Genomic DNA, 19,986 nt, shown 5'->3' on the forward strand with positions numbered 1-19,986 from the left:
AAAAAGGGTTAGGTCAATCCATGTCTAGACGAGGAAATTGCTGGGACAATGCGCCTCAAGAGTCTTTTTTTGGCCACATGAAGGACCATGTTGATCATCGTAATTGTTCCTCATTAGGAGAACTACAACGAGAGATTGACCGTTATATTCGCTACTACAACAATAATCGATATCAGTGGGGATTAAAAAAGATGACACCTGTGCAATACAGGAATCATCTATTGTTAGCCGCCTAGACACAAGGCTTTTTTCAAGTGTCCTTGACAAAGGGTCCAGATCAGAAGGAAATCCGGATAATCAGCGGCTCTTTTTTATGCTGGTCTATCTGACTTGTTAACAATAATTCACTTTCCTCGTTCAAACCCACACTTTTTTTCCAGTTGTTTCTATTTCAAAATAGTTTGTACAGGAAAAATAACCGTCCTCCACAAGGAAAGAACGGTTATTTTTTCCTAAAAGTCTGTTATTGAGCAATCTGATCTTTAATCGATTGCAAGATTTTCTTTTCCAATCGTGACACCTGCACTTGGGAAATACCAAGTCTGCTGGCGACTTCGGACTGTGTTTGATCGCGGAAATAGCGGAGATAAACAATGAGCCGTTCTCGTTCCGAGAGCGTCCCGATCGCTTCATTAAGCGCTAGTTTCTCGAACCACTTATCTCCGGACTCATCCGAGATTTGGTCCATCAGCGTAATGGGGTCTCCGTCGTTCTCAAATACGGTCTCGTGGATCGAGGAGAGTGGCTTATTCGCCTCTTGCGCGAAAACAACTTCCTCCGCAGTAATCATAAGCTCCTCTGCAACCTCTTTGATCGTAGGTAGCCGGCCAAGCCTCTTGGATAGCTCGTCCTTCGTCTTGCGAATCTTATTCGCTAGTTCTTTAAGCGAACGGCTTACTTTAAGCGTTCCGTCATCGCGAAGAAAACGCTGAATTTCACCGATAATCATCGGTACCGCATAGGTTGAAAACTTCACATCATAAGATAGATCGAATTTGTCTACGGACTTGAGAAGTCCGATGCAACCGATCTGGAACAAGTCTTCGGCTTCGTATCCCCGGTTCAAAAAACGTTGAACCACTGACCAAACCAAGCGGATATTGCAGCTGACGAGTGTTTCTCTAGCGAGTCCATCTCCGGATTGGCTGAGGGCGATTAACCGTTTGACTTCCGAATCGTCTAAATAACTATGAGAAGCATGCTTCAGATCGACATCCATAGATCAAACCCCTAATTGTATAAAGCTTTTTTAGATTCAATTCGCTTCAACATGTTTATTTTGGTTCCGATTCCGACGGCCGTCACAACTTCCACTTCGTCCATGAAATTTTCCATAATCGTGAATCCCATCCCAGAACGTTCCAACTCTGGTTTGGATGTGTACAGAGGCTGTTTCGCTTGCTCTAAATCTGCAATGCCTGAACCTTTGTCCTCAATTGTAATCTTGACCATATCATCATCAATTTGCGTCGAAATCGTGATAACGCCATCCGTTCTATTGTTATAACCATGTATAATGGAATTCGTAACAGCTTCAGAAACAACCGTCTTGATATCGGTCAATTCATTCAGCGTAGGATCCAATTGAGAAACGAAAGCAGCGACCGCTATACGTGCAAAGGCTTCATTCTCCGAACGACTGGCAAACTGAAGTGTCATAAAGTTAGCTTCACTCATAGCGCAACCTCCAAACTGGACATTGCATTTCGTTCGTTATCCTGGATAGATACAATCTTGAACATTCCGGAAAGCTCGAATAAGCGGTAAACAGCAGGAGCAACGTCACAAACGACCATTTTGCCGCCTTTACTTGTAATTTGCTTATAACGACCGAGAATGACGCCTAGACCCGAGCTGTCCATGAAAGAAAGATCCTTCAAACTAAGGATTAAATGGTGCGTATGCTCCTTGGCAATCGCTTCCTCCATCCTCGCCTTCACAACATCGGCTGTGTGATGATCCAGCTCGCCTTTCAATCTAACAATCAGCGCTCTTCGGCCTTGCTCGAATTCAATTTGCAGGCTCAACATGTTCACTCCTCTCAGCTGAGAGACTTTGAGCTACACTCAAAGATCCCTCCAGCGGAGAGACTTTGAGCTACACTCAAAGATCCCTATATTAAGTCATGAAACTTAACTTTCTACAGCTGAGTTAGAATATCCTGCCACCCGACAAAACTAGAAGAAAACTGCTAAAACTAGAAGAAAACTGCGCTTATTCGCGTATTCTCACAACTAATCAGTGTGAAAGAGCTGTGTTGTAGTTCGCTTGAATAGCTTCCACCAGGTCGCTTTACCAACAGCAATAGGAGACTCTAGAGGGTATTCAGAAAGCACACTATCGCCATTGTAAACAATAATTTTACCTATACGTTGCCCCATTGCAATCGGCGCTTTTAAACTTGAATCGAATTTGAGTTCATGTCGAATGTTTTGCGTAGGGATACCCTTTTTCATTAAAATGCTATAATTTTGCTTTGCGACTAATGGTACTGTCGAAACTTCACCTTTATTAATCGTGAATTTCCCAAGACTATCTCCTGACTTAAATAAAGGATAGTTCGTAAATTGTGCAAACGCGTAATCAAACAGTTTCGAGACTTCAGCGTTCCGTGTTTTTGTATTTGGTTCACCAAGCACTACAGCAACTACACGTAAATTATCCCGTTTAGCCGTTGCAGATAAGCAGAACTTCGCTTCACTGGTATAGCCTGTTTTCAGACCATCTGCACCGCTGTAGAAACGCACTAGCTTATTCGTATTCACTAGCCAGAAGGGGTTTGCTGTTTCTTTTCGCAGATAATCTTGATAGGCACCTGTAAATTTCGTAATTTCCTCATGCTTAAGCAGTTCTCTTGACATGACGGCGATATCATTTGCAGACGTATAGTGATTGGCCACAGGCAGACCGTTACAATTTGAAAAATGGGTGTTTTTCATGCCTAACTGCTGTGCACGCTCGTTCATCATTTGCACAAAATTTTCTTCCGAACCTGCAATCTTTTCAGCCATTGCCACTGATGCGTCGTTGCCGGAAGCCATGGCAATCCCCTTCAGCATTTCTTCGACTGTCATCTCTTCGCCAGGCTCTAGAAAAATTTGCGATCCGCCCATGGAAGCCGCATACTCACTAACCCGAACCTTCTCATCCATTTTAATGTTGCCTTTGTCGATAGCTTCCATAATCAGCAGCATCGTCATTATTTTCGTAATACTAGCCGGCGGGAGTTTCGCATCCTTATTTTTCTCGGCAATGATTGTTCCCGTATCCGCGTCCATTAAAATAGCGGATTGAGCGTTCGGTGTCAGATCAACCGTCTGCGCTTTCTTTTCCTCCGCAAAAGCAGCCGGGATAAGCAGCATCATACATAACTGTAAACAAATTAAACTTATTAGCCCTTTTTTTCGCATAACAATTGTACCCCTCCTGTAATATATGAAGTGAAAACCTGACACTTGCAGCTTGAATGACTGCTAATCAGTCTTGACGATTTCCCTGCAAAATATTCCAACAGAAGCAAAATTAAAAAAGCACTTTCCAAATGGGAAAGTGCTTGAGTCCTTATTTTATGTTAAACAATCACATCATAAATTAATTGAACAGGAGCAGGTTTACTTATCTCGATGCGATACGCGCCATGAATCATGGTTGTGACTTCCTTCACATCCTGCCGATTCGCATGAATGGTGCAGATCGAATCCCCGATCTTAACCTCGTCACCAATTTTCTTATTCAGGGTGAGACCCACCGCATAATCGATCTGATCTTCCTTCTTCGCACGACCAGCGCCGAGCAGCATCGCGGCAATACCGATTTGTTCAGCATCGATTTGATTGATAAATCCTTCTTGCTCAGCCAACACCTCGAAATGATACGCAGCTGTCGGAAGCAGTTCTGGATGGTCTACCACGTTAGGATCGCCACCTTGGCTTGCCACGAAGCGCTTGAACGTATCTAACGCTTTCCCATTCAAGACGATGTCTCTAACGGCCGCCTGCGCCTTCTCAAAGCTCTCAAACACTTTCCCAAGCAGTGTCATGTAAGCAGCAACGGATATCGCCACCTCTGTCAGCTCTTTGTCACCTGTGCCGCGCAGCACTTCAATCGATTCGCGGATCTCATTCGCGTTTCCAATTTCGCGTCCGAGCGGCTGCTCCATGTCCGTAATCATCGCAATGGTGTTACGCTTCAATTTGGTCCCGATGTCAACCATCGTACGGGCTAGCACCCTTGCATCCTCTACCGTTTTCATGAAGGCGCCTGAACCGATTTTCACGTCCAGAACGATCGCATCCGCACCCGATGCAATCTTCTTACTCATGATGGAACTAGCAATTAAGGGTATTGAATCAACCGTTGCTGTTACATCGCGCAGCGCATACATTTTTTTGTCGGCGGGAGCTAAATTGCCGCTTTGGCCCACGATCGCAATTTTATTCGTATTCACCGCTTGGATGAAAGCTTCTTTCGTCAATTCAATCTGAAAGCCTGGAATTGATTCTAGCTTATCAACGGTGCCGCCTGTATGTCCTAATCCTCTTCCAGACATTTTGGCCACAGGAATACCCAGTGAAGCTACGATTGGTCCAACAATCAGGCTAATTTTGTCACCTACTCCACCCGTTGAGTGTTTATCCACTTTGATTCCAGCAATCTCTGATAAATCGATCATTTCTCCCGATCCTGCCATAGCAAGTGTGAGTGCAGAAATCTCTTCACTTGTCATCCCATTGAAAAAAATGGCCATCAGCAGCGCCGACATTTGATAATCCGGAATATCTCCACGTGTATAACCGCTAACGATATGTGTAATTTCTTGCTCACTAAGCACTTCACCAGAGCGCTTCTTATGGATTAAATCAACCATTCTCATCCTGCATTCCTCCTAAAGTTTTCGTTAGAAAACTTGCATTGTAAGCATATCCTTCAAAATCGAAAAAGGGAGCTGCTAGAGCCCCCTCTGATATGACCAATTTTATTATTGAACAACTAATTTGGATTTCATTTTAGCATGGCCTTCACCGCAAGGAAGTACACACTGAATTTCATAAGTTCCTGGTTTATCAAAAGTGATTTGCTTGGAAGGATTCTCTTTATCCAGCTTGATATCCAATCCTACAATTTCAACCGCGTGCACACCTTCTTTTAAAGACAAGGAAACTTTCGTTGGTTGACCGCTTTTAATTGTGTAATCTGCTGCATCGAATTGCCAGTTAGAAGCTGTAATCTTAAGTTGTTGACTTTTGCTAGCTGCAGCTTCTGCTTCTTTAGCCACTTGGCGTGCAGAAATATCTTGAAAGAGGACTCCAAGCCCCAGTGCGCCCGCAAGTATAAATAATACAAAGAAAATCCATTTTTGCATGTATATCCCCCTCATCATATGTTCACTTCATCTATTCTACCTAACAACTCAAGACAATCACATACATGGTTAGTGGCAAAACGTTGAATATTTTGTGACAAAATTGTGAATGAGGCTCTCGTAAAAACATCCCCCTTAGAGGGGGATATTAACCTTACTATTACCCATTTTATTGTGAATTACACACCACTTAATCTTTCAAGTATTTGGAAACCGCCAACCGAAGCTTTTTGTTTCTCTCTACGTAGCGTTTGAAAGGAATGATCTCTCTCTTTAAGTTCCCTAATATCACGATTAATTCGGAATGCGCATTCCGGACATAATTTTTGTTGACGAATCGGCTTCGCGCAGATTGTACAAGAATAGTACAAATTCGGATAATCCGAAAGCACCAGCTTTCCCTCTTTGATCCAAACATGCAATTGTTCGTTCGTAACACCTGTCGCTGCGCTTAATTGCTCATTTGTCGAGCGATGATTTCTACGTAGAAATTCAAGACTGGAGAGCAGGATTGAATCTAAACTGTGACTGCAATCTGAACATTGGTTTCGCAAATTTTTCTGGAACACTTTCCCGCAACGCGGGCAGTTTGCTACCATTAATTGGGGGACTGACATGCTCCATCACATCCTTGTTATGGAATGGGTATCATTAACTATGAAACCCTCGAATATAGTTCTAATTAACTATATATTAACATGGCTTCCTCCAAATTAATATGTCTCCAGACGCTCTTTTTCATTAAAAATTGATAAAAAATAGATTCGATTATCCCAGACGAACCTCACGCACAAAAGCTTTAACCAAGGCAATGAACTTCGGCTTCGTACGGTTTGCTACAGCAACTACCTGTTCATGCGTCAATGGTTCCAATTCTTCGCCTACCGCCATATCGGTGATACATGAAATACCTAATATTTTAAGCCCCGCATGACGCGCTGCTATCACTTCACCTACCGTGGACATGCCTATAGCATCGCCTCCAATACGAGCTAACATCGTAAGTTCAGCAGGCGTACAGTATGTTGGTCCAGTAATCCCCGCGTAAACGCCTTCCTGCAGCTTCAGTGGCTCGCCGTCTTCTCCAACGACCGTTCGGGCAAGCTCATGAGCCAGCGTCCTGTATTCGCGGTTGTATGCTTCCGACATATCAGGGAAACGAACACCAAGATCATTGTGGTTAGGCCCGATAAGCGGGTTATCTCCAGTCATATTCAGATGATCGCTAATCACCATGAGATCCCCGGCTTTAAATGAACGATTCATGCCGCCCGCCGCGTTCGTCATCACGACCGTCTGAACACCAATCGCTTTCATGACATAGACAGGAAAAACAACTTTTTTCATATCATAACCTTCATAATAGTGAAAACGTCCCTGCATCACGATGACTTGTTTCCCCTCCAGTGTACCCACCACAAAACGGCCTTCATGACCTTCTACAGTGGAAACAGGAAAGTGAGGAACCTCGCTGTAATCGATCGCAATGGGGTTCTCAACCTGATTAGCCATATCCCCAAGACCTGAGCCCAAAACCAGTCCGATAACAGGCTTAACACTGCCTAAATGCTTTTGAATGAAGCTTGCCGCTTCTTTTATTTTATCTATGTAAGTCAGTTCCATGTTGATCTCCTCTTCTGATTAAAGTGCTTCGATGATGCCTAGCACTAATTTCAAAAACTTAGGTTTTACTTTCTCTGTCGTTTCCATTACTTCTGCATGGGAAAGCGGCTGGTCCAGAATACCCGATGCCATATTGGAAATACAGGAGAAACCAAGCACCTCGATACCTGCATGACGAGCAACGATAACTTCAGGTACAGTAGACATACCAACGGAATCGCCGCCAAGTGTGCGGAACATGCGAATCTCAGCAGGGGTTTCATAGTTAGGGCCGAGAAGTCCAACGTAGACACCTTCTTGTAGGTGGAATTCTTGAGAAGCCGCCACTTCGTGCGCCAATTTACGCAGACGTTTGCTATAGGCTTCCGACATATCGGGAAAGCGAACGCCTAATGCAGCATCGTTCGGTCCGATGAGCGGATTGCGGTATGTCAAATTCAGATGATCGCTAATGACCATGAGATCGCCAACCTGGTACGTTTCGTTAATCCCACCTGCTGCATTCGTCACGATTAATGTTTCTACACCCAGTTCTTTCATAACTCTGACTGGAAAAGAAACGGTTTCTGCGCCATAACCTTCGTAAGCATGGAAGCGGCCTTTCATCACTAACACTTGCTTGCCTTGAATCGTACCAACCACTAATTCCCCGGCATGTCCTTCCACCGTGGACACTGGGAAATGTGGAATACGAGAGTAGTCAACCACAATAGGCTTCTCAATTAAGTCAGCAAGAACGCCAAGACCTGAACCAAGAATGAGTCCAATTTGTGGTTTAATGTTTGTTTCCTTGCTAATAAAGGCTGCTGCCTCTTGAATCTTTTGAATCATGGTCTTATCGGACATGGTTTTGATTCCTCCTAAGCGTTTTCAGTTTACATAAACAGCGTATTTCGTAAGTATTTATTTTAAAAGATGTAAGAAGCTCTCGCCTTGGTCAGTTGCACTCACGCCAAAATTCTCTGCGATGGTTGCACCCAGATCAGCAAAGGTTCCGCGAATGCCAAGCGAAGTAGGTGACTGAAAACTCGGGCTGTATAACAAAATAGGCACATACTCCCGTGTATGGTCCGTTCCCGCATGCACCGGGTCATTGCCATGGTCCGCAGTAAGGATTAACAAATCCTTCGGTCCTAGACCCGATTTAAGCTGAGGCAAATAGCTATCAAATTCCTCCAGTGCTCTGCCGTAACCCTCAGGATCACGCCGATGACCGTACAATGAGTCAAAATCCACAAGATTCGTAAAAGCCAGCCCTTTAAATGAGGAGCCAATTACCTCAATCGTCTTCTGAATGCCATCTAGATTGCTTTTCGTAGATGTGGCATTCGTAACACCTTCGCCGTCAAAGATATCATTAATTTTACCAATGGCGATCACATCAAATCCAGCATCCTTCAAATGATTCATGACGGTAGGCGCTGGCGGTTTAACGGCATAATCATGCCGGTTCGGAGTGCGTTTGAAAGCGCCGGGCTCCCCTATATACGGTCTAGCAATAACTCTGCCCACCGCAAACTCATCCTGCAAGGTCAATCTTCTGGCAATTTGGCATGCCCGATACAGCTCTTCAAGCGGAATAATGTCTTCATGCGCAGCTAATTGAAACACACTATCGGCAGATGTGTAAACGATCCAAGCTCCCGTCTTCATCTGCTCTTCACCAAGCTCATCTAATATGTCTGTGCCTGAGGCCGGCTTATTGCCAATCACCTTACGGCCTGTTTCCCGCTCGAATTGAGAAATCAATTTCTCCGGAAATCCATTCGGATATACATTAAATGGCGTAGAAATCCGTAGCCCCATCAATTCCCAGTGTCCTGTCATTGTGTCTTTACCGACAGACACCTCAGCCATTTTTCCATAATAACCTTCTGGTGAATTTGTTGCAGGAATTCCTTTAATATCAGCAATGCTGCCTAGACCCATACGCTGTAAGTTGGGGAGTGAAAATCCGCTAACTTTATCTGCAATATGTCCAAGTGTGTGAGCTCCACTATCGCCAAACTCCTTTGCATCCGGTAATTCGCCGATGCCTACACTATCCAATACGATGACACTAATACGTTCAAAGCGCACTCTGGTCCCTCCAAATCGATTCCTAATGTTGTCCACCCCCGATTATCTCATTTCCACTCTTTGAATGCAAAACAGCAGCTTCTCCTTGTGGGAAATGCCGCTGTCATCGGTTACAAATTCGCTCTTGGATGAGCTCGATTGTAAACATCTTTCATTTTGAGTTTGGTAACTTGCACATACATTTGCGTCGAGGAAATATCGGAATGTCCGAGCATTTCTTGAACAGATCTCAAATCTGCACCATTCTCAATCAAATGAGCAGCAAAGGAATGCCTTAGTGCATGAGGTGTAATATCATTTGTGATATTCATCCTACTAGCATAACTTTTCAAAATTTTCCAGAAACCTTGCCTTGTCATGCGTGTTCCCAAGTGTCCAAAAAATAAGGCTTCTTCATCCGCCACTTTTTTCAGCAACTTCTTTCGATCGTTATGTATATAGGTGGTTAAACACCGAATGGCGATCGAGCTAAGAGGAATATTGCGTTCTTTATCTGCTTTACCGATGCAGCGAATGAATCCCATCTGTAAATTGACATCAGCCACATTTAGAGAGATAAGCTCTGAAACTCGAATCCCTGTCGCATAGAGTAGTTCCAGCATGGCTTTATCCCGCGCACCGCTAACCAGCTCAGACTGTGGGGCATCGAGCAGCTTCTCTACCTCCCCAATCGAAAGCACTTTGGGCAGCTTTTTTTCTAACTTGGGTGCTTCCACGTAAATTGAGGGGTCCAAGTCCATCAATCGTTCTTTAACCAAATACTGGTAAAATGCTCGAATGGAAACCATATTACGAGACAAGGTCGCTGATGCACGGCCTAACAATTTCAGCTGTGACAGGTATCCAATAATGTGAGTTTTCCCTGAATCTTTCCAAGTTGTGATGCCTTGGAGTTGTATATAATCAACAAATTGTTGCAGATCTCTTTCATAGGATTCCAGCGTATTCCTTGATAGTCCCCGTTCAACAGACAAAAATTGGATGAAGGAATGCAGGTCATTCGTCATCATGCTACTATGCTCCCTCGTTATCATGCCATATCTTATTAAGGATAGCATTCAACAATTCCCTTGGGAACTCCTCTTTTTTATGCTTTATTCACCATACCAATAAAATAAACGCAGTCGATCACTCATTTTACCTGAATCGGAAACCGAGGCATGCTCATGGTGGCCAAACACCTTAACTGAATTTCCTGATGGTGTTCTGTACCTATTGACAGGCTGAATCCACCCGCTAAGAACAAGCATGACTTGATATAGGATAACGGTCAACGCCATGAAAAGCAAAATAAACCGCAAACGAACAAGTAATTTTCGATACGAAAATAAGATCATAGCCCGTCCTCATTTCTATCCCTTTCTTAAGGACAAGATATGAGGATGGGGCCGTGTTTATGACTGATCGGATAACTTCACATAAGGCATTCCTAACGCTTCAGCGACTGCTGGATGGGTTATGCTCCCCTTGTGTGCATTCACTCCCAATTGAAGAGCGTAATTTGCTGTAATCGCCTGTGTAAATCCTTTATTGGCTAGCTCTAAGGCATATGGTATTGTCACATTCGTTAATGCAAGCGTCGAAGTTCTTGGAACAGCACCTGGCATATTTGCAACAGCATAATGAAGCACACCATGTTTTTCATAAGTGGGATTGCTATGCGTTGTTACACGGTCGATCGTTTCAATCGATCCTCCTTGATCCACTGCGACATCCACAATGACAGCACCTGGCTTCATATCTTTTACCATAGACTCTGTCACTAATCTCGGAGCTCTGGCCCCAGGAATAAGAACAGCGCCAATTAAGAGATCCGCCTTCTGAACAGCACTCGCAATATTGTAAGGATTAGACATCAATGTGTTAAGTCGACCTCCGAATATATCGTCCAAGGCTCGCATCCGATCAGCATTCCGCTCAATAATGACGACACTGGCTCCCAGGCCAAGCGCCATTTTAGCCGCATTCGTTCCTACGATTCCTCCGCCGAGAATAACCACATTGGCTGGCGGCACACCAGGTACACCACCGAGAAGAATTCCACGCCCCCCATAATACTTCTCCAAAAAGTGGGCGCCTATTTGCACCGACATACGGCCGGCTACCTCACTCATCGGTGTCAAAAGCGGAAGTGAACCATTAGGAAGCTGTATCGTCTCATAAGCAATCCCAGTCACCTTCTTACTAAGCAAATGGTCAGCCAAATCTCCCGCAGCGGCCAAATGCAAATAAGTGAACAGCAATTGCCCTTCCCGGAAAAAACCATACTCCCCGGGCAGCGGTTCCTTGACCTTCATGATCATATCGCTGTGAGCCCATACTTCAGCAGCGTTTGCAATAAGAAAGGCGCCTTCTCTGGCATAATCCTCATCTCCAAAGCCGCTGCCAACACCTGCTCCAGACTCAACCAGCACTTGATGACCTGCCATCAGGAGCATGCTCGCTCCGCCTGGCGTCAGTGCGACCCGGTTTTCATTGTTTTTTATTTCTTTTGGAACGCCGATCACAATAGATTGCTGAGTCAATGCGGCCACCTTCTTCCTCATTATCATTAGTCATAATGTGCCCATGCTTCCAGTGCAATTATGTGAACTCAGTCCGGCTTTACTTATTACCTATTATATGAAAAAAACGTAAAAATGCCTGTATGCACGAACTGTGCTTACAGGCATTTTCTTTGTATAAACAGCTTCTACTCAGTCACTGTTATTTTGGATTTGTCCAATGAGTCCGGTTTCCCTCGTTCGTTGCAGCGATAGCATATACCTTGAAAATCAAGTCGATGATCTAGCACTTGAAAATGAAAATCTTGCTCTAACCTTTCTTCAAAAGGGCCGAGCCAATCTTCCATAATTTCATCCACGGACCCGCATTGTACGCAGATTAAGTGATGGTGATGATGGCGTGTGCTGTCATCACGCAGATCGTAACGCGCCACACCATCGCCAAAATTCATTTTCTCCAAGATATGAAGCTCACTCAGCAGCTCTAATGTTCGGTATACCGTTGCCAGTCCGATCTCTGGAGCTTTATCCTTCACAAGCATAAACACATCTTCGGCACTAAGATGATCTTGTTCATTCTCTAACAGTACTCGCACAGTCGCTTCCCGTTGAGGCGTAAGCTTGTACCCTTGGGATTGCAGCTGCTGCTTAATCTTCTCGATCCTTGCTTCCATATGCCTCCCCCTCAGAAAGGTGGGCATCCAAGCCCAATTTTAGCCACTCTTTTTATTATAGGGGGAGCTTACTGACAAAGTCAAACAGAAAACAACACGGGGCAAGTTATCCGTAAAGGCCAATAAGCATGGGAGTTACCCATCTCATCATTAATTGCGAAATATATCCTTCCCAAAGCGCTGCTCCAATAAGGAATACTCCCATCAGGAGTGTAATCGAAGTATACCGCATGAACGGCTGGTACATCGTTCCATTTCGGCTCATAAAGCGATTTTTGATCATATAAATGGAGAATGACATAGCACCTACGCTGCAAAATAGGATAGCTGGAATAACAATCAGATTTTGCGGTGCAACGGAAACAAGCGCAAATAACATGCCCTTCCATGACATTTGACCGACAAGGTAACCGACCGTAAAGCCGATCAGCACACCTTTAAGGAAGTCCAAAACGAGGATCAACGGCAGGCCGATAATCGACAAACCAAAGAGCCAAATCAACAATATCCACTTCATATGCATGCCAAAAGCTTGTACGAACGATTGCCTGCTGTCAAACTCGGCCCCATCATTAATTTCATGAAAAAAACTGCCCAAATGACGAGTCATCTCTTGTTTTTGTTCCAATGAAAGAGCATTTACCATCACAGCGCCAAACACGACCCCGATGACGAAAAGCACGGAAACGAATATAAATAGCGGCAAATTATCTCTCATATATTGTTTCATCGTTAGGTTCCTATTCACCCTCGCTGCTCCTTCCCTTGTAAACAACCTCTACAAAGACAAGCTTATGAGCGAGTGCTAGAAACTATGAACGATTTTTAACTTTTCCGTATCTTCCCCCGCCTCCAACCTCTAGCAAAAGGTTGCCTTCACGCGCTTTTACAATATAAGAAGCGATCTCTTCGCCAATTTCACTCTCAAGCTCTTCCGGCGTCGTGCGATGCAGCACATTCATCTCCGTCCCAAAGCGGCGCAGCAATTGATCCAACTTTTTAGGCCCCAAGCCTGGGATAAATTCAAGCGGAACTTGAAAGTGATATGGAGGCCGATAAGGAGGGAGATAGGTCTGTTCACGATCCGCTAAAGCCAAGATTCGATCCATGACGCCTCTAACAATTTTATTGCTGCCACAATCGGTACAGCGCTCCACCGTCACTGCCCTTTCATCCAGAATGGATTCACATAAGCTGCAGTAGGTTCGGTGGTATTTGCCTAGACGTGGATTAAGCCCGTAGTTGGCTGCTATTCGCCGTCCTTCTTGACAATGCAGAGCTTTGACAAGCTCTTCGTACGTTGGAGCGGCTAACTTCATTTCGTTGTATTCTCGTCCTATTTTACCAAGGGAATGCGCATCTGAATTCGTCACGAATGTGAACCGATCAAGCTCCGAAATCAATCCAGCCATATCGGAATCAGCGCTTAGTCCAAGCTCAACCGCAGAGATACCGTCCAGATCAAGAAGGTGCTCCATTCTAGTTGACGCACTGCCATACACACTTTTGTGCGGGGTGAAAATATGCGCAGGAATAAGGATACCACCTCTCCCGAGTACTTCTTCTTGAAGTATCCGAGCAGGTACATAAATGCGTTGTGAGCTTAACTCCACATTTTTCATATGCCCTTTCATCCATTGAGTGAACCCCTGCATCGCCACAAGATTAGGCATATAGGCAAGCAAATGAGCTGGACCCCTTCCAGGTTCGCGCACCTCTATTTCGGTTCCCAGCATGATGGCCGTATCCTGATAGCGGATGCCGCCGCCCTCCAGTTCCTCCATCTCTCCCCGATCCAAGTACGTCATGATATCATCCTGTACAGAAGGCGAGTGGCAATCGATGATCCCGATGACCTCCATCCCTTTTCTGACGGCAGCTTCATGTGCAATATTGAAAAAAGTAAGATCATTTGCAGCGCTAATTTTCACTGCTTGCCCCTTCTCCGTTCGACCTATATGGATATGAAGATCTACATAATAAGAATTCATTTATATCTGACCCGTTAACAGATATACCTGCCAAGCATAGACAGCCATAATCGTCTTCGCATCACTAATTCTCCCTTCACGCATGTAGTGTTGTGCTTGTTCCAGTGTAATCGCTTCGCATTCAAGAAATTCATCTTCATCCGGATTCGCATCGCCCTTCACTAGGTCTTCGGCGATATAGAGGTGAATAATTTCATCTGCAAACCCGGGAGACGTATAAAAGGAATTAACCAGCTTGATATTTTCAGTCCGATAACCCGTTTCTTCCTCTAACTCGCGTATGGCCGCTTTAAGCGGCAATTCTCCCGCATCCAGCTTGCCCGCAGGGATCTCCACCTGACTTTTCTCGAGCGGCTTTCGATACTGTTCCACAACGATCATTTTATCCCCTAGCAGAGGAATCACGGCCACAGCGCCTGGGTGCTTCACAATTTCACGCGTCGCAGTTTCTCCATTAGGCAAGAGAACATGATCCACCTGCAGCGAAATAATTTTCCCCTTGAAAATGGGTTCGGTCTTGATGGTAACTTCTTCGAATTTTTTGTGTATTGTCATACGAACACCTCATTTTGATCAAATTGGTATATCTTGTCCCATTCACGCATATCGTTCATTATATCAAAATTTTATCTGAAATGAGGAAAATGGATATGAAGAGCTATGTAACCGATCGTCAAATTCGGCTTGTAGGGAAGGCTTGGGAAATCAAGCGTCAATTGCAGCTCATGCTGCAGCAAGGTGGAAGCAACATTACATTAATGGATTATGTTATTGGCTTGCGCAATCCGCAGCCGCACAAATCGCTTGAAAAAAAGCAGGGTCTTGGGATAATCCCCTTCCCATCGAGGTAATGGGCTGTGGATACAGCTCTAAAGCTCTAGCGATTTCCTCTATTGAAATGCTTGGCATCGCAATGATTCGATGAAGCTGCAGGCCCTGCGCCTGTTCCTGAACAAGAGCATGTTCGTGTGACTCCAAAAGTGGCAGAGGTACTACAGCAGGACATCTAGCAGCCAGCTGGAGCGCTGTAAGCGTATGATGACTAATGCCTTGATGCCGTGATCGTGGATCCGCAAATGAAATTCGCGGAATAACGACCGGTACCCCGCCAAGGGCATGTACAGCATTAACCAGCTCGCCAATTTCAATACCTGTATAACCATAGCGCGTACCCGTACCTATGGTTCCCGGTCCCATGGTTACAAGACAAATATCCGCTTTCGCCACATGTTTCGCCGCAATTAAAGCGCTAAATTTGTTTACCGCCTCCACCTTCCCTCCGTATGCCTGACCATAGGTAATGGATGTCTTAAGCCATCCCATCCCCTCTAGCATAGCCGCATGCCGACTCCAAGCAAGTGGAAGAGCACCTCCATCAGTCATGATATAGGCAACCTCCAAAGCACGTTCAGGAGATTTACTTTGTTGATGTCGATACTGCAACCAACACATCACTACAGGCAGCATACTATGTAATTCTCCTAGTAAAACAGGCATCCCCTCAACATTTGCGTCATCTTGAAACGAAGAATGAAACGCGCTGGCAGGCTCTTCAATAGCAAGCACACTCCGCTGCATAGGGGTGTATTTGAGCTTCATGATGTGTCCATTTGCTGAGCTATGTGTTGAATCGTTAACGCTCCCTCGGCCTCGTGCTGATATAACAATATGAAAAACCCCTGAACCTAACCCCAGCTTCATGGCTGTTACATTTAGGTCAACCATGTCCCCCGGGACTAACAAAGGCGATGTATCTGTGTAATGTACAGCGCGTTCAAGCTCACCACTCCGCATCAATACGGTGACAATCTGTTGTCCTTCTCTGACCGAAATAATCGTTACAACTGTGCCCTCATCCCGTATCATCATGCCAGTTTCCCCTTCCTGGACCTGTCTTACTCGAAGCATATGTGGGTTGGTTCAGCTTTACCCCAATTTTATTGGATAGAAGGTACAAAAAAACCGACCAGTCCCGCCATGACTTTGGCAGACTAATCGGTTCTCTATGAAAAATGGTGAATTAAACTTTCGCGGTTTCCTTCACGAGGGCAACGAGCAGTTCGGCCGTTTTGACTAAATCGCTGATGGCGATATGTTCTTTTGTTGTGTGAATTTCATGATAACCAACAGCCAAATTCACGGTAGGAATACCCATACCATTAAAGATGTTAGCATCACTGCCTCCACCGGAATGGAAGGTGCGAGCTTTCAATCCGAGCGTAGTAAGTGCCCTAGCTGTCAGCTGTACGATAGGTGCTGAGTCATCATGCATATAGGATGCATACACGATATTCGAGTTAAACTCGCATGTGGTTCCAGCATCTGCTGCCGCTGACTCACAAGCTTCTTTCATCGCGGCGATTTGCGCTTCCAGCTTGTGCTGAACGATGCTTCGAGCTTCCGCTTCCAACATCACTTTGTCGCATACAACGTTCAAAGGACCTACGCCAGAGAAGCTTCCGATATTCGCCGTTGTTTCGCTGTCGATTCTGCCCAGCGACATGCGCGCAACAGCTTTACTAGCTACTTGGATGGCACTGATGCCATCTTCCGGATTAACACCGGCATGAGCCGACTTCCCATGGAAAATAATTTCAATTTCTGCACGGCCTGGCGCAGCTGTTGCAATATCTCCAATGCTGCCGTTGGAATCAAGCGCGAAGCCAAATTCGGCTTCCATAACGCTGCGATCCATAGCGCGTGCGCCCTTTAGACCGCTTTCTTCACCTGCGGTAATAACGAATTGGATGCGGCCATGAGGAATATTTTGCTCTTTCAACACTTGGATGCCTTCGATCATCGCCGCGATACCTGCTTTGTCATCGCTGCCTAGAATCGTTGTTCCGTCGCTGCGGATAAAGCCATCATCACCAATTTGCGGCTTGATGCCTTTCCCTGGAGCTACTGTATCCATATGGGAAGTGAAGAAAATAGTCGGAATCGCAGAATTACTGTCCGTTGCTTCAAGTGTACAGATCAAGTTGCCTGATCCGTGACCGCTTTTCGCCATTGAATCATCTTCCATCACATGTAAGCCTAAAGAGCTGAACTTTTCTTTAAGAACGACACAAATATCTTGTTCAAATCTGGTCTCGCTGTCTACCTTTACAAGCGAAATGAATTCTTGCACTAAACGGTTTTGCTGAATCATATACTTTCCTCCAATACTCACTTTGAGTTACAATAAAATGGTACAAGCTTTTTACCTAAAAGGAGTGAATCTTCATTGTTACAGAATAAGCGTTGGTTTAAACTAGTGATTTACATTATGCTGATCACAATGCTGTTATCAAGTCTATTGTTTACGGCCGGATTATTTTTTCATTTATAGTCTAATAAATCTTAGTATCCGCGTTATAGCTTTCTAAATTTTCTTTGACTCTCTGTAGGAACCTTCCGCAAATGACACCATCCAGAATTCGGTGATCAAGCGACAAACAAAGGTTAACCATTGAGCGAACTGCGATCATATCTTGAATAACGACAGGCTTCTTCACAATGGATTCGAAGGTCACAATTGCTGCTTGCGGGTAATTGATGATTGGATAAGACAGAATCGAACCGAAGGAGCCTGTATTATTTACAGTAAATGTCCCGCCTACCATATCATTCAGCGCTAATTTCCCCGCACGTGTTTTCTTCGTTAATTCATCAATTTCCCTGGCAAGTCCGGCGATATTTTTTTGATCCGCTTTTTTAATAACAGGTGTCATAACCGAATCTTCGGTTCCAACGGACAAGGAGATGTTAATATCACGTTTCACGATAATTTTATCTACAGCCCAGACGGAGTTGATGATGGGATAATCTTTAATCGCATTGACAACAGCTTTCAACATGAAAGCTAAGTACGTTAAGTTAATGCCCTCGCGGCGCATAAATTCGTCCTTCACCTTGTTCCGCAGCACAACGAGATTCGTTACATCCACTTCAATCATCGTCCACGCATGTGGAATTTCAGTGACACTTTGGCGCATACGAGAAGCAATGGCATTACGGATTGGCGTAACGTCAATGAAATGCTCATTGCCAGCGTCCAGCGAATGTCCTTCCGCTTCAATCAGCGGCGTTTGCGGATTGGCTGACAAGTGGATGCCGGAGCTCCGAACAGGCAGGTTGGCTGGCTTCATTTCACCTTGTGAAGCGATTTGGTTGCCCGCTGGCGACTGTGAAACGGCAGGAGCTGCTTGTTGCGTCTGCATAGCGGCAGGAACTGCATTTTCGCCTCCTGAGGCGATGAATTGCTCGACATCCTTGCGTGTAATCCTTCCGCCAAGCCCTGTCCCCGGAACACGTGCCAATTCGACATTGTTGTCTTGAGCAAGACGATGAACAGCCGGTGAAAAACGTCCCCGCATGCTTTGGTCCGCGTCTTCAGACAGTGCTGCTCCGCCGTAACTAGCAGCTTCAGCACCTGAGAGTGATGGAGAATTCACAGAAGCTGCATCCGGCTCCTCAATCAAACAAATCGCTTCACCAACTGCAGCTGTTTCCCCATCGCCGACAATAATTTTAACAAGCTTACCCTCAATCGGTGAAGGCATTTCCGTATTCACTTTCTCTGTGAAGAGCTCACACAGCACATCATATTGTTCGATATAATCGCCTGGCTGTTTGAGCCATTTGCCGATTGTAGCCGAAACGAGGCTCTCTGCTAGATGCGGAACCGTAACCTCGGTTAGTCGACTGTTCGTTTGGTTCATAAGTGTACCTCCTAAGATTCAGGAAATGCTCAATGGAATGGAATCAGACCTAAGGATTCTACTAAATTAGTACATGGCAAGCTGGCGCATTGCTTCTTTCAGCTTATCCGGATTAAGTAAGAAAAACTTCTCCATCGGTGGATTGCTGCCTACTGCCGGAACGTCTGGGCCGCACAGTCTTGCAATAGGTGCATCGAGCTCAAACAACATTTCTTCTGCGATAATCGCTGACACTTCAGCGCCAACGCCGCCTGTTTTGTTATCCTCATGCGCGATAAGCACTTTGCCTGTCTTCTTAGCAGCTTCCAAAATGGCCTCTTTATCGAGAGGTTGTAGGGAGCGCAGGTCCAGTACGTGGGCAGAAATGTCTTCCTTCGCAAGCTCTTCAGCTGCTTGTAGTGCATAGTTCACAACCATGCCATAAGCGATGACTGTAATATCAGTGCCCTGACGTTTAATGTCTGCCTTGCCAATCGGCACAATATAATCATCATCCGGCACGTCCGCGGACAAAGCAAGATAGGCCTTCTTGTGCTCGAAGAACAGCACAGGATCCGCATCGCGGATGGCTGCCTTCAGAAGTCCCTTCGCATCATACGGATTAGAAGGCGCTACAATCTTAATACCCGGTGTGCCGAAGAAAACAGACTCCGGACATTGAGAGTGGTATAAAGCACCTGCGCCGGTCGCGCCATAAGGTGCACGAATAACGATCGGGCATGTCCAGTCATTATTAGAACGATAGCGAATCTTCGCGGCCTCACTTAGTATTTGATTCGTTGCTGGGAAAATGAAATCAGCGAACTGGATCTCGGCGATCGGTTTCATACCGTACATTGCCGCACCAATGGCTACACCCACTATAGCAGACTCCGCCAGAGGCGTGTCGAGCACCCGGTCTTCCCCAAACTGATCGCGAAGCCCTTTGGTTGTGTTCAAGACACCGCCTTTTCCAACATCTTCGCCGAGAACAAAAACGTTATCATCCTGATGCATTTCCTCCTGCATCGCAGAGCGGATTGCTTCCAAATATGTAATTACAGCCATAAT

24 protein-coding genes are annotated in these 19,986 nt (G+C 45.3%); 3 read left to right on the plus strand and 21 right to left on the minus strand.

Translation table 11 applies throughout. The annotated features are described in order from the left end of the window. Positions 1 to 236, plus strand: a 236-nt coding sequence (locus BLT91_RS15635; protein ID WP_141225000.1) for an IS3 family transposase, incomplete at its 5' end; no start/stop codon positions are given. Positions 237 to 463: 227 nt separating this feature from the next. On the opposite strand, the gene sigF is transcribed toward BLT91_RS15635, so the two are convergent. From sigF to BLT91_RS15720, 17 genes are all read right to left on the minus strand, one after another. After that, a complete protein-coding gene (sigF, locus tag BLT91_RS15640; RefSeq protein WP_090822509.1) occupies positions 464 to 1,219 on the minus strand; it encodes an RNA polymerase sporulation sigma factor SigF in 756 nt (251 codons plus the stop codon). An 11-nt stretch (positions 1,220 to 1,230) separates the two neighbouring features. Beyond that, positions 1,231 to 1,677, minus strand: coding sequence for an anti-sigma F factor (spoIIAB, locus tag BLT91_RS15645; protein ID WP_090822511.1), 447 nt, complete (start codon positions 1,675 to 1,677; stop codon positions 1,231 to 1,233). Then, on the minus strand, positions 1,674 to 2,027 hold the full coding sequence (spoIIAA, locus tag BLT91_RS15650; protein WP_090822846.1) for an anti-sigma F factor antagonist: 354 nt from the start codon (positions 2,025 to 2,027) through the stop codon (positions 1,674 to 1,676). The genes spoIIAB and spoIIAA overlap by 4 nt, the downstream gene beginning before the upstream one ends. Before the next feature lie 207 nt (positions 2,028 to 2,234). Further along, positions 2,235 to 3,410 carry a D-alanyl-D-alanine carboxypeptidase family protein gene (locus tag BLT91_RS15655; RefSeq protein ID WP_090822513.1) on the minus strand — a complete coding sequence of 392 codons (1,176 nt, stop codon included), beginning with the start codon at positions 3,408 to 3,410 and terminating at the stop codon, positions 2,235 to 2,237. 161 nt (positions 3,411 to 3,571) lie between these two features. After that, the gene (locus BLT91_RS15660; protein WP_090822515.1) at positions 3,572 to 4,873 is read right to left on the minus strand and encodes a pyrimidine-nucleoside phosphorylase; all 1,302 of its coding nucleotides are present in this window, start codon (positions 4,871 to 4,873) and stop codon (positions 3,572 to 3,574) included. Positions 4,874 to 4,978: 105 nt separating this feature from the next. Next, the gene (locus BLT91_RS15665; RefSeq protein ID WP_090822517.1) at positions 4,979 to 5,362 is read right to left on the minus strand and encodes a cupredoxin domain-containing protein; all 384 of its coding nucleotides are present in this window, start codon (positions 5,360 to 5,362) and stop codon (positions 4,979 to 4,981) included. Positions 5,363 to 5,541: 179 nt separating this feature from the next. Beyond that, the gene (locus BLT91_RS15670) at positions 5,542 to 5,979 is read right to left on the minus strand and encodes a hypothetical protein (protein WP_090822518.1); all 438 of its coding nucleotides are present in this window, start codon (positions 5,977 to 5,979) and stop codon (positions 5,542 to 5,544) included. A 151-nt stretch (positions 5,980 to 6,130) separates the two neighbouring features. Next, a complete protein-coding gene (locus tag BLT91_RS15675) occupies positions 6,131 to 6,985 on the minus strand; it encodes a purine-nucleoside phosphorylase (RefSeq protein WP_090822520.1) in 855 nt (284 codons plus the stop codon). A gap of 18 nt (positions 6,986 to 7,003) precedes the next feature. Then, positions 7,004 to 7,831, minus strand: coding sequence for a purine-nucleoside phosphorylase (locus BLT91_RS15680; protein ID WP_090822522.1), 828 nt, complete (start codon positions 7,829 to 7,831; stop codon positions 7,004 to 7,006). 57 nt (positions 7,832 to 7,888) lie between these two features. Beyond that, positions 7,889 to 9,064, minus strand: a complete 1,176-nt coding sequence (gene deoB / locus BLT91_RS15685; RefSeq protein ID WP_090822524.1) for a phosphopentomutase — start codon at positions 9,062 to 9,064, stop codon at positions 7,889 to 7,891. A 110-nt stretch (positions 9,065 to 9,174) separates the two neighbouring features. Next, positions 9,175 to 10,071 carry a site-specific tyrosine recombinase XerD gene (gene xerD, locus BLT91_RS15690; protein WP_090822847.1) on the minus strand — a complete coding sequence of 299 codons (897 nt, stop codon included), beginning with the start codon at positions 10,069 to 10,071 and terminating at the stop codon, positions 9,175 to 9,177. An 87-nt stretch (positions 10,072 to 10,158) separates the two neighbouring features. Further along, entirely contained in the window at positions 10,159 to 10,401 is a 243-nt protein-coding gene (locus tag BLT91_RS15695; protein WP_090822526.1) for a DUF4227 family protein, read from the minus strand. A gap of 57 nt (positions 10,402 to 10,458) precedes the next feature. After that, positions 10,459 to 11,574: an alanine dehydrogenase gene (ald, locus tag BLT91_RS15700; RefSeq protein WP_090822849.1), complete on the minus strand. Its 1,116-nt coding sequence runs from the start codon at positions 11,572 to 11,574 to the stop codon at positions 10,459 to 10,461. Between the two features lie 182 nt (positions 11,575 to 11,756). Continuing rightward, a complete protein-coding gene (locus BLT91_RS15705) occupies positions 11,757 to 12,242 on the minus strand; it encodes a ferric iron uptake transcriptional regulator (RefSeq protein ID WP_090822529.1) in 486 nt (161 codons plus the stop codon). 106 nt (positions 12,243 to 12,348) lie between these two features. Next, a complete protein-coding gene (spoIIM, locus tag BLT91_RS15710; RefSeq protein WP_254776973.1) occupies positions 12,349 to 12,990 on the minus strand; it encodes a stage II sporulation protein M in 642 nt (213 codons plus the stop codon). A 64-nt stretch (positions 12,991 to 13,054) separates the two neighbouring features. Further along, positions 13,055 to 14,233, minus strand: coding sequence for an endonuclease Q family protein (locus tag BLT91_RS15715; RefSeq protein WP_090822530.1), 1,179 nt, complete (start codon positions 14,231 to 14,233; stop codon positions 13,055 to 13,057). After that, entirely contained in the window at positions 14,234 to 14,788 is a 555-nt protein-coding gene (locus BLT91_RS15720) for an NUDIX hydrolase (RefSeq protein ID WP_090822532.1), read from the minus strand. A gap of 95 nt (positions 14,789 to 14,883) precedes the next feature. Between BLT91_RS15720 and mciZ the strand changes: the two genes are divergently transcribed. After that, a complete protein-coding gene (mciZ, locus tag BLT91_RS33870; RefSeq protein ID WP_175532322.1) occupies positions 14,884 to 15,084 on the plus strand; it encodes a Z-ring formation inhibitor MciZ in 201 nt (66 codons plus the stop codon). Here the strand turns inward: mciZ and BLT91_RS15730 are convergent. Then, on the minus strand, positions 15,002 to 16,102 hold the full coding sequence (locus tag BLT91_RS15730; protein WP_175532323.1) for a DUF3866 family protein: 1,101 nt from the start codon (positions 16,100 to 16,102) through the stop codon (positions 15,002 to 15,004). The two genes, mciZ and BLT91_RS15730, sit on opposite strands and share 83 nt — an antisense overlap. Positions 16,103 to 16,253: 151 nt before the next feature. Then, a complete protein-coding gene (locus BLT91_RS15735) occupies positions 16,254 to 17,384 on the minus strand; it encodes a M20/M25/M40 family metallo-hydrolase (RefSeq protein ID WP_090822538.1) in 1,131 nt (376 codons plus the stop codon). Between the two features lie 75 nt (positions 17,385 to 17,459). Here BLT91_RS15735 and prli42 point away from each other — a divergent pair, with 75 nt between their 5' ends. Next, on the plus strand, positions 17,460 to 17,564 hold the full coding sequence (prli42, locus tag BLT91_RS33545; RefSeq protein ID WP_175532324.1) for a stressosome-associated protein Prli42: 105 nt from the start codon (positions 17,460 to 17,462) through the stop codon (positions 17,562 to 17,564). 1 nt (position 17,565) lies between these two features. Here the strand turns inward: prli42 and BLT91_RS15740 are convergent, their stop codons facing one another. After that, positions 17,566 to 18,936 (minus strand): dihydrolipoamide acetyltransferase family protein, encoded by a 1,371-nt coding sequence (locus tag BLT91_RS15740; protein WP_090822540.1) that lies wholly within the window; start codon positions 18,934 to 18,936, stop codon positions 17,566 to 17,568. A gap of 66 nt (positions 18,937 to 19,002) precedes the next feature. Further along, positions 19,003 to 19,983, minus strand: coding sequence for an alpha-ketoacid dehydrogenase subunit beta (locus BLT91_RS15745; protein ID WP_090822542.1), 981 nt, complete (start codon positions 19,981 to 19,983; stop codon positions 19,003 to 19,005). Between the last annotated feature and the right edge of the window lie 3 nt (positions 19,984 to 19,986).

Source organism: Paenibacillus sp. yr247 (assembly GCF_900103825.1).
Lineage (GTDB): Bacteria > Bacillota > Bacilli > Paenibacillales > NBRC-103111 > Paenibacillus_E.

Coding starts and splice junctions, on each gene's coding strand:
- BLT91_RS15730 (WP_175532323.1), bottom strand. CDS start 16,102: ATGATGATACGGGATGAGGGCACAGTTGTAACGATTATTTCGGTCAGA.
- spoIIAB (WP_090822511.1), bottom strand. CDS start 1,677: ATGAGTGAAGCTAACTTTATGACACTTCAGTTTGCCAGTCGTTCGGAG.
- BLT91_RS15720 (WP_090822532.1), bottom strand. CDS start 14,788: ATGACAATACACAAAAAATTCGAAGAAGTTACCATCAAGACCGAACCC.
- BLT91_RS15675 (WP_090822520.1), bottom strand. CDS start 6,985: ATGGAACTGACTTACATAGATAAAATAAAAGAAGCGGCAAGCTTCATT.
- BLT91_RS15660 (WP_090822515.1), bottom strand. CDS start 4,873: ATGAGAATGGTTGATTTAATCCATAAGAAGCGCTCTGGTGAAGTGCTT.
- xerD (WP_090822847.1), bottom strand. CDS start 10,071: ATGACGAATGACCTGCATTCCTTCATCCAATTTTTGTCTGTTGAACGG.
- mciZ (WP_175532322.1), top strand. CDS start 14,884: ATGAAGAGCTATGTAACCGATCGTCAAATTCGGCTTGTAGGGAAGGCT.
- BLT91_RS15655 (WP_090822513.1), bottom strand. CDS start 3,410: ATGCGAAAAAAAGGGCTAATAAGTTTAATTTGTTTACAGTTATGTATG.
- BLT91_RS15735 (WP_090822538.1), bottom strand. CDS start 17,384: ATGATTCAGCAAAACCGTTTAGTGCAAGAATTCATTTCGCTTGTAAAG.
- BLT91_RS15715 (WP_090822530.1), bottom strand. CDS start 14,233: ATGAATTCTTATTATGTAGATCTTCATATCCATATAGGTCGAACGGAG.
- BLT91_RS15665 (WP_090822517.1), bottom strand. CDS start 5,362: ATGCAAAAATGGATTTTCTTTGTATTATTTATACTTGCGGGCGCACTG.
- BLT91_RS15695 (WP_090822526.1), bottom strand. CDS start 10,401: ATGATCTTATTTTCGTATCGAAAATTACTTGTTCGTTTGCGGTTTATT.
- BLT91_RS15740 (WP_090822540.1), bottom strand. CDS start 18,936: ATGAACCAAACGAACAGTCGACTAACCGAGGTTACGGTTCCGCATCTA.
- BLT91_RS15705 (WP_090822529.1), bottom strand. CDS start 12,242: ATGGAAGCAAGGATCGAGAAGATTAAGCAGCAGCTGCAATCCCAAGGG.
- sigF (WP_090822509.1), bottom strand. CDS start 1,219: ATGGATGTCGATCTGAAGCATGCTTCTCATAGTTATTTAGACGATTCG.
- BLT91_RS15745 (WP_090822542.1), bottom strand. CDS start 19,983: ATGGCTGTAATTACATATTTGGAAGCAATCCGCTCTGCGATGCAGGAG.
- BLT91_RS15670 (WP_090822518.1), bottom strand. CDS start 5,979: ATGTCAGTCCCCCAATTAATGGTAGCAAACTGCCCGCGTTGCGGGAAA.
- BLT91_RS15680 (WP_090822522.1), bottom strand. CDS start 7,831: ATGTCCGATAAGACCATGATTCAAAAGATTCAAGAGGCAGCAGCCTTT.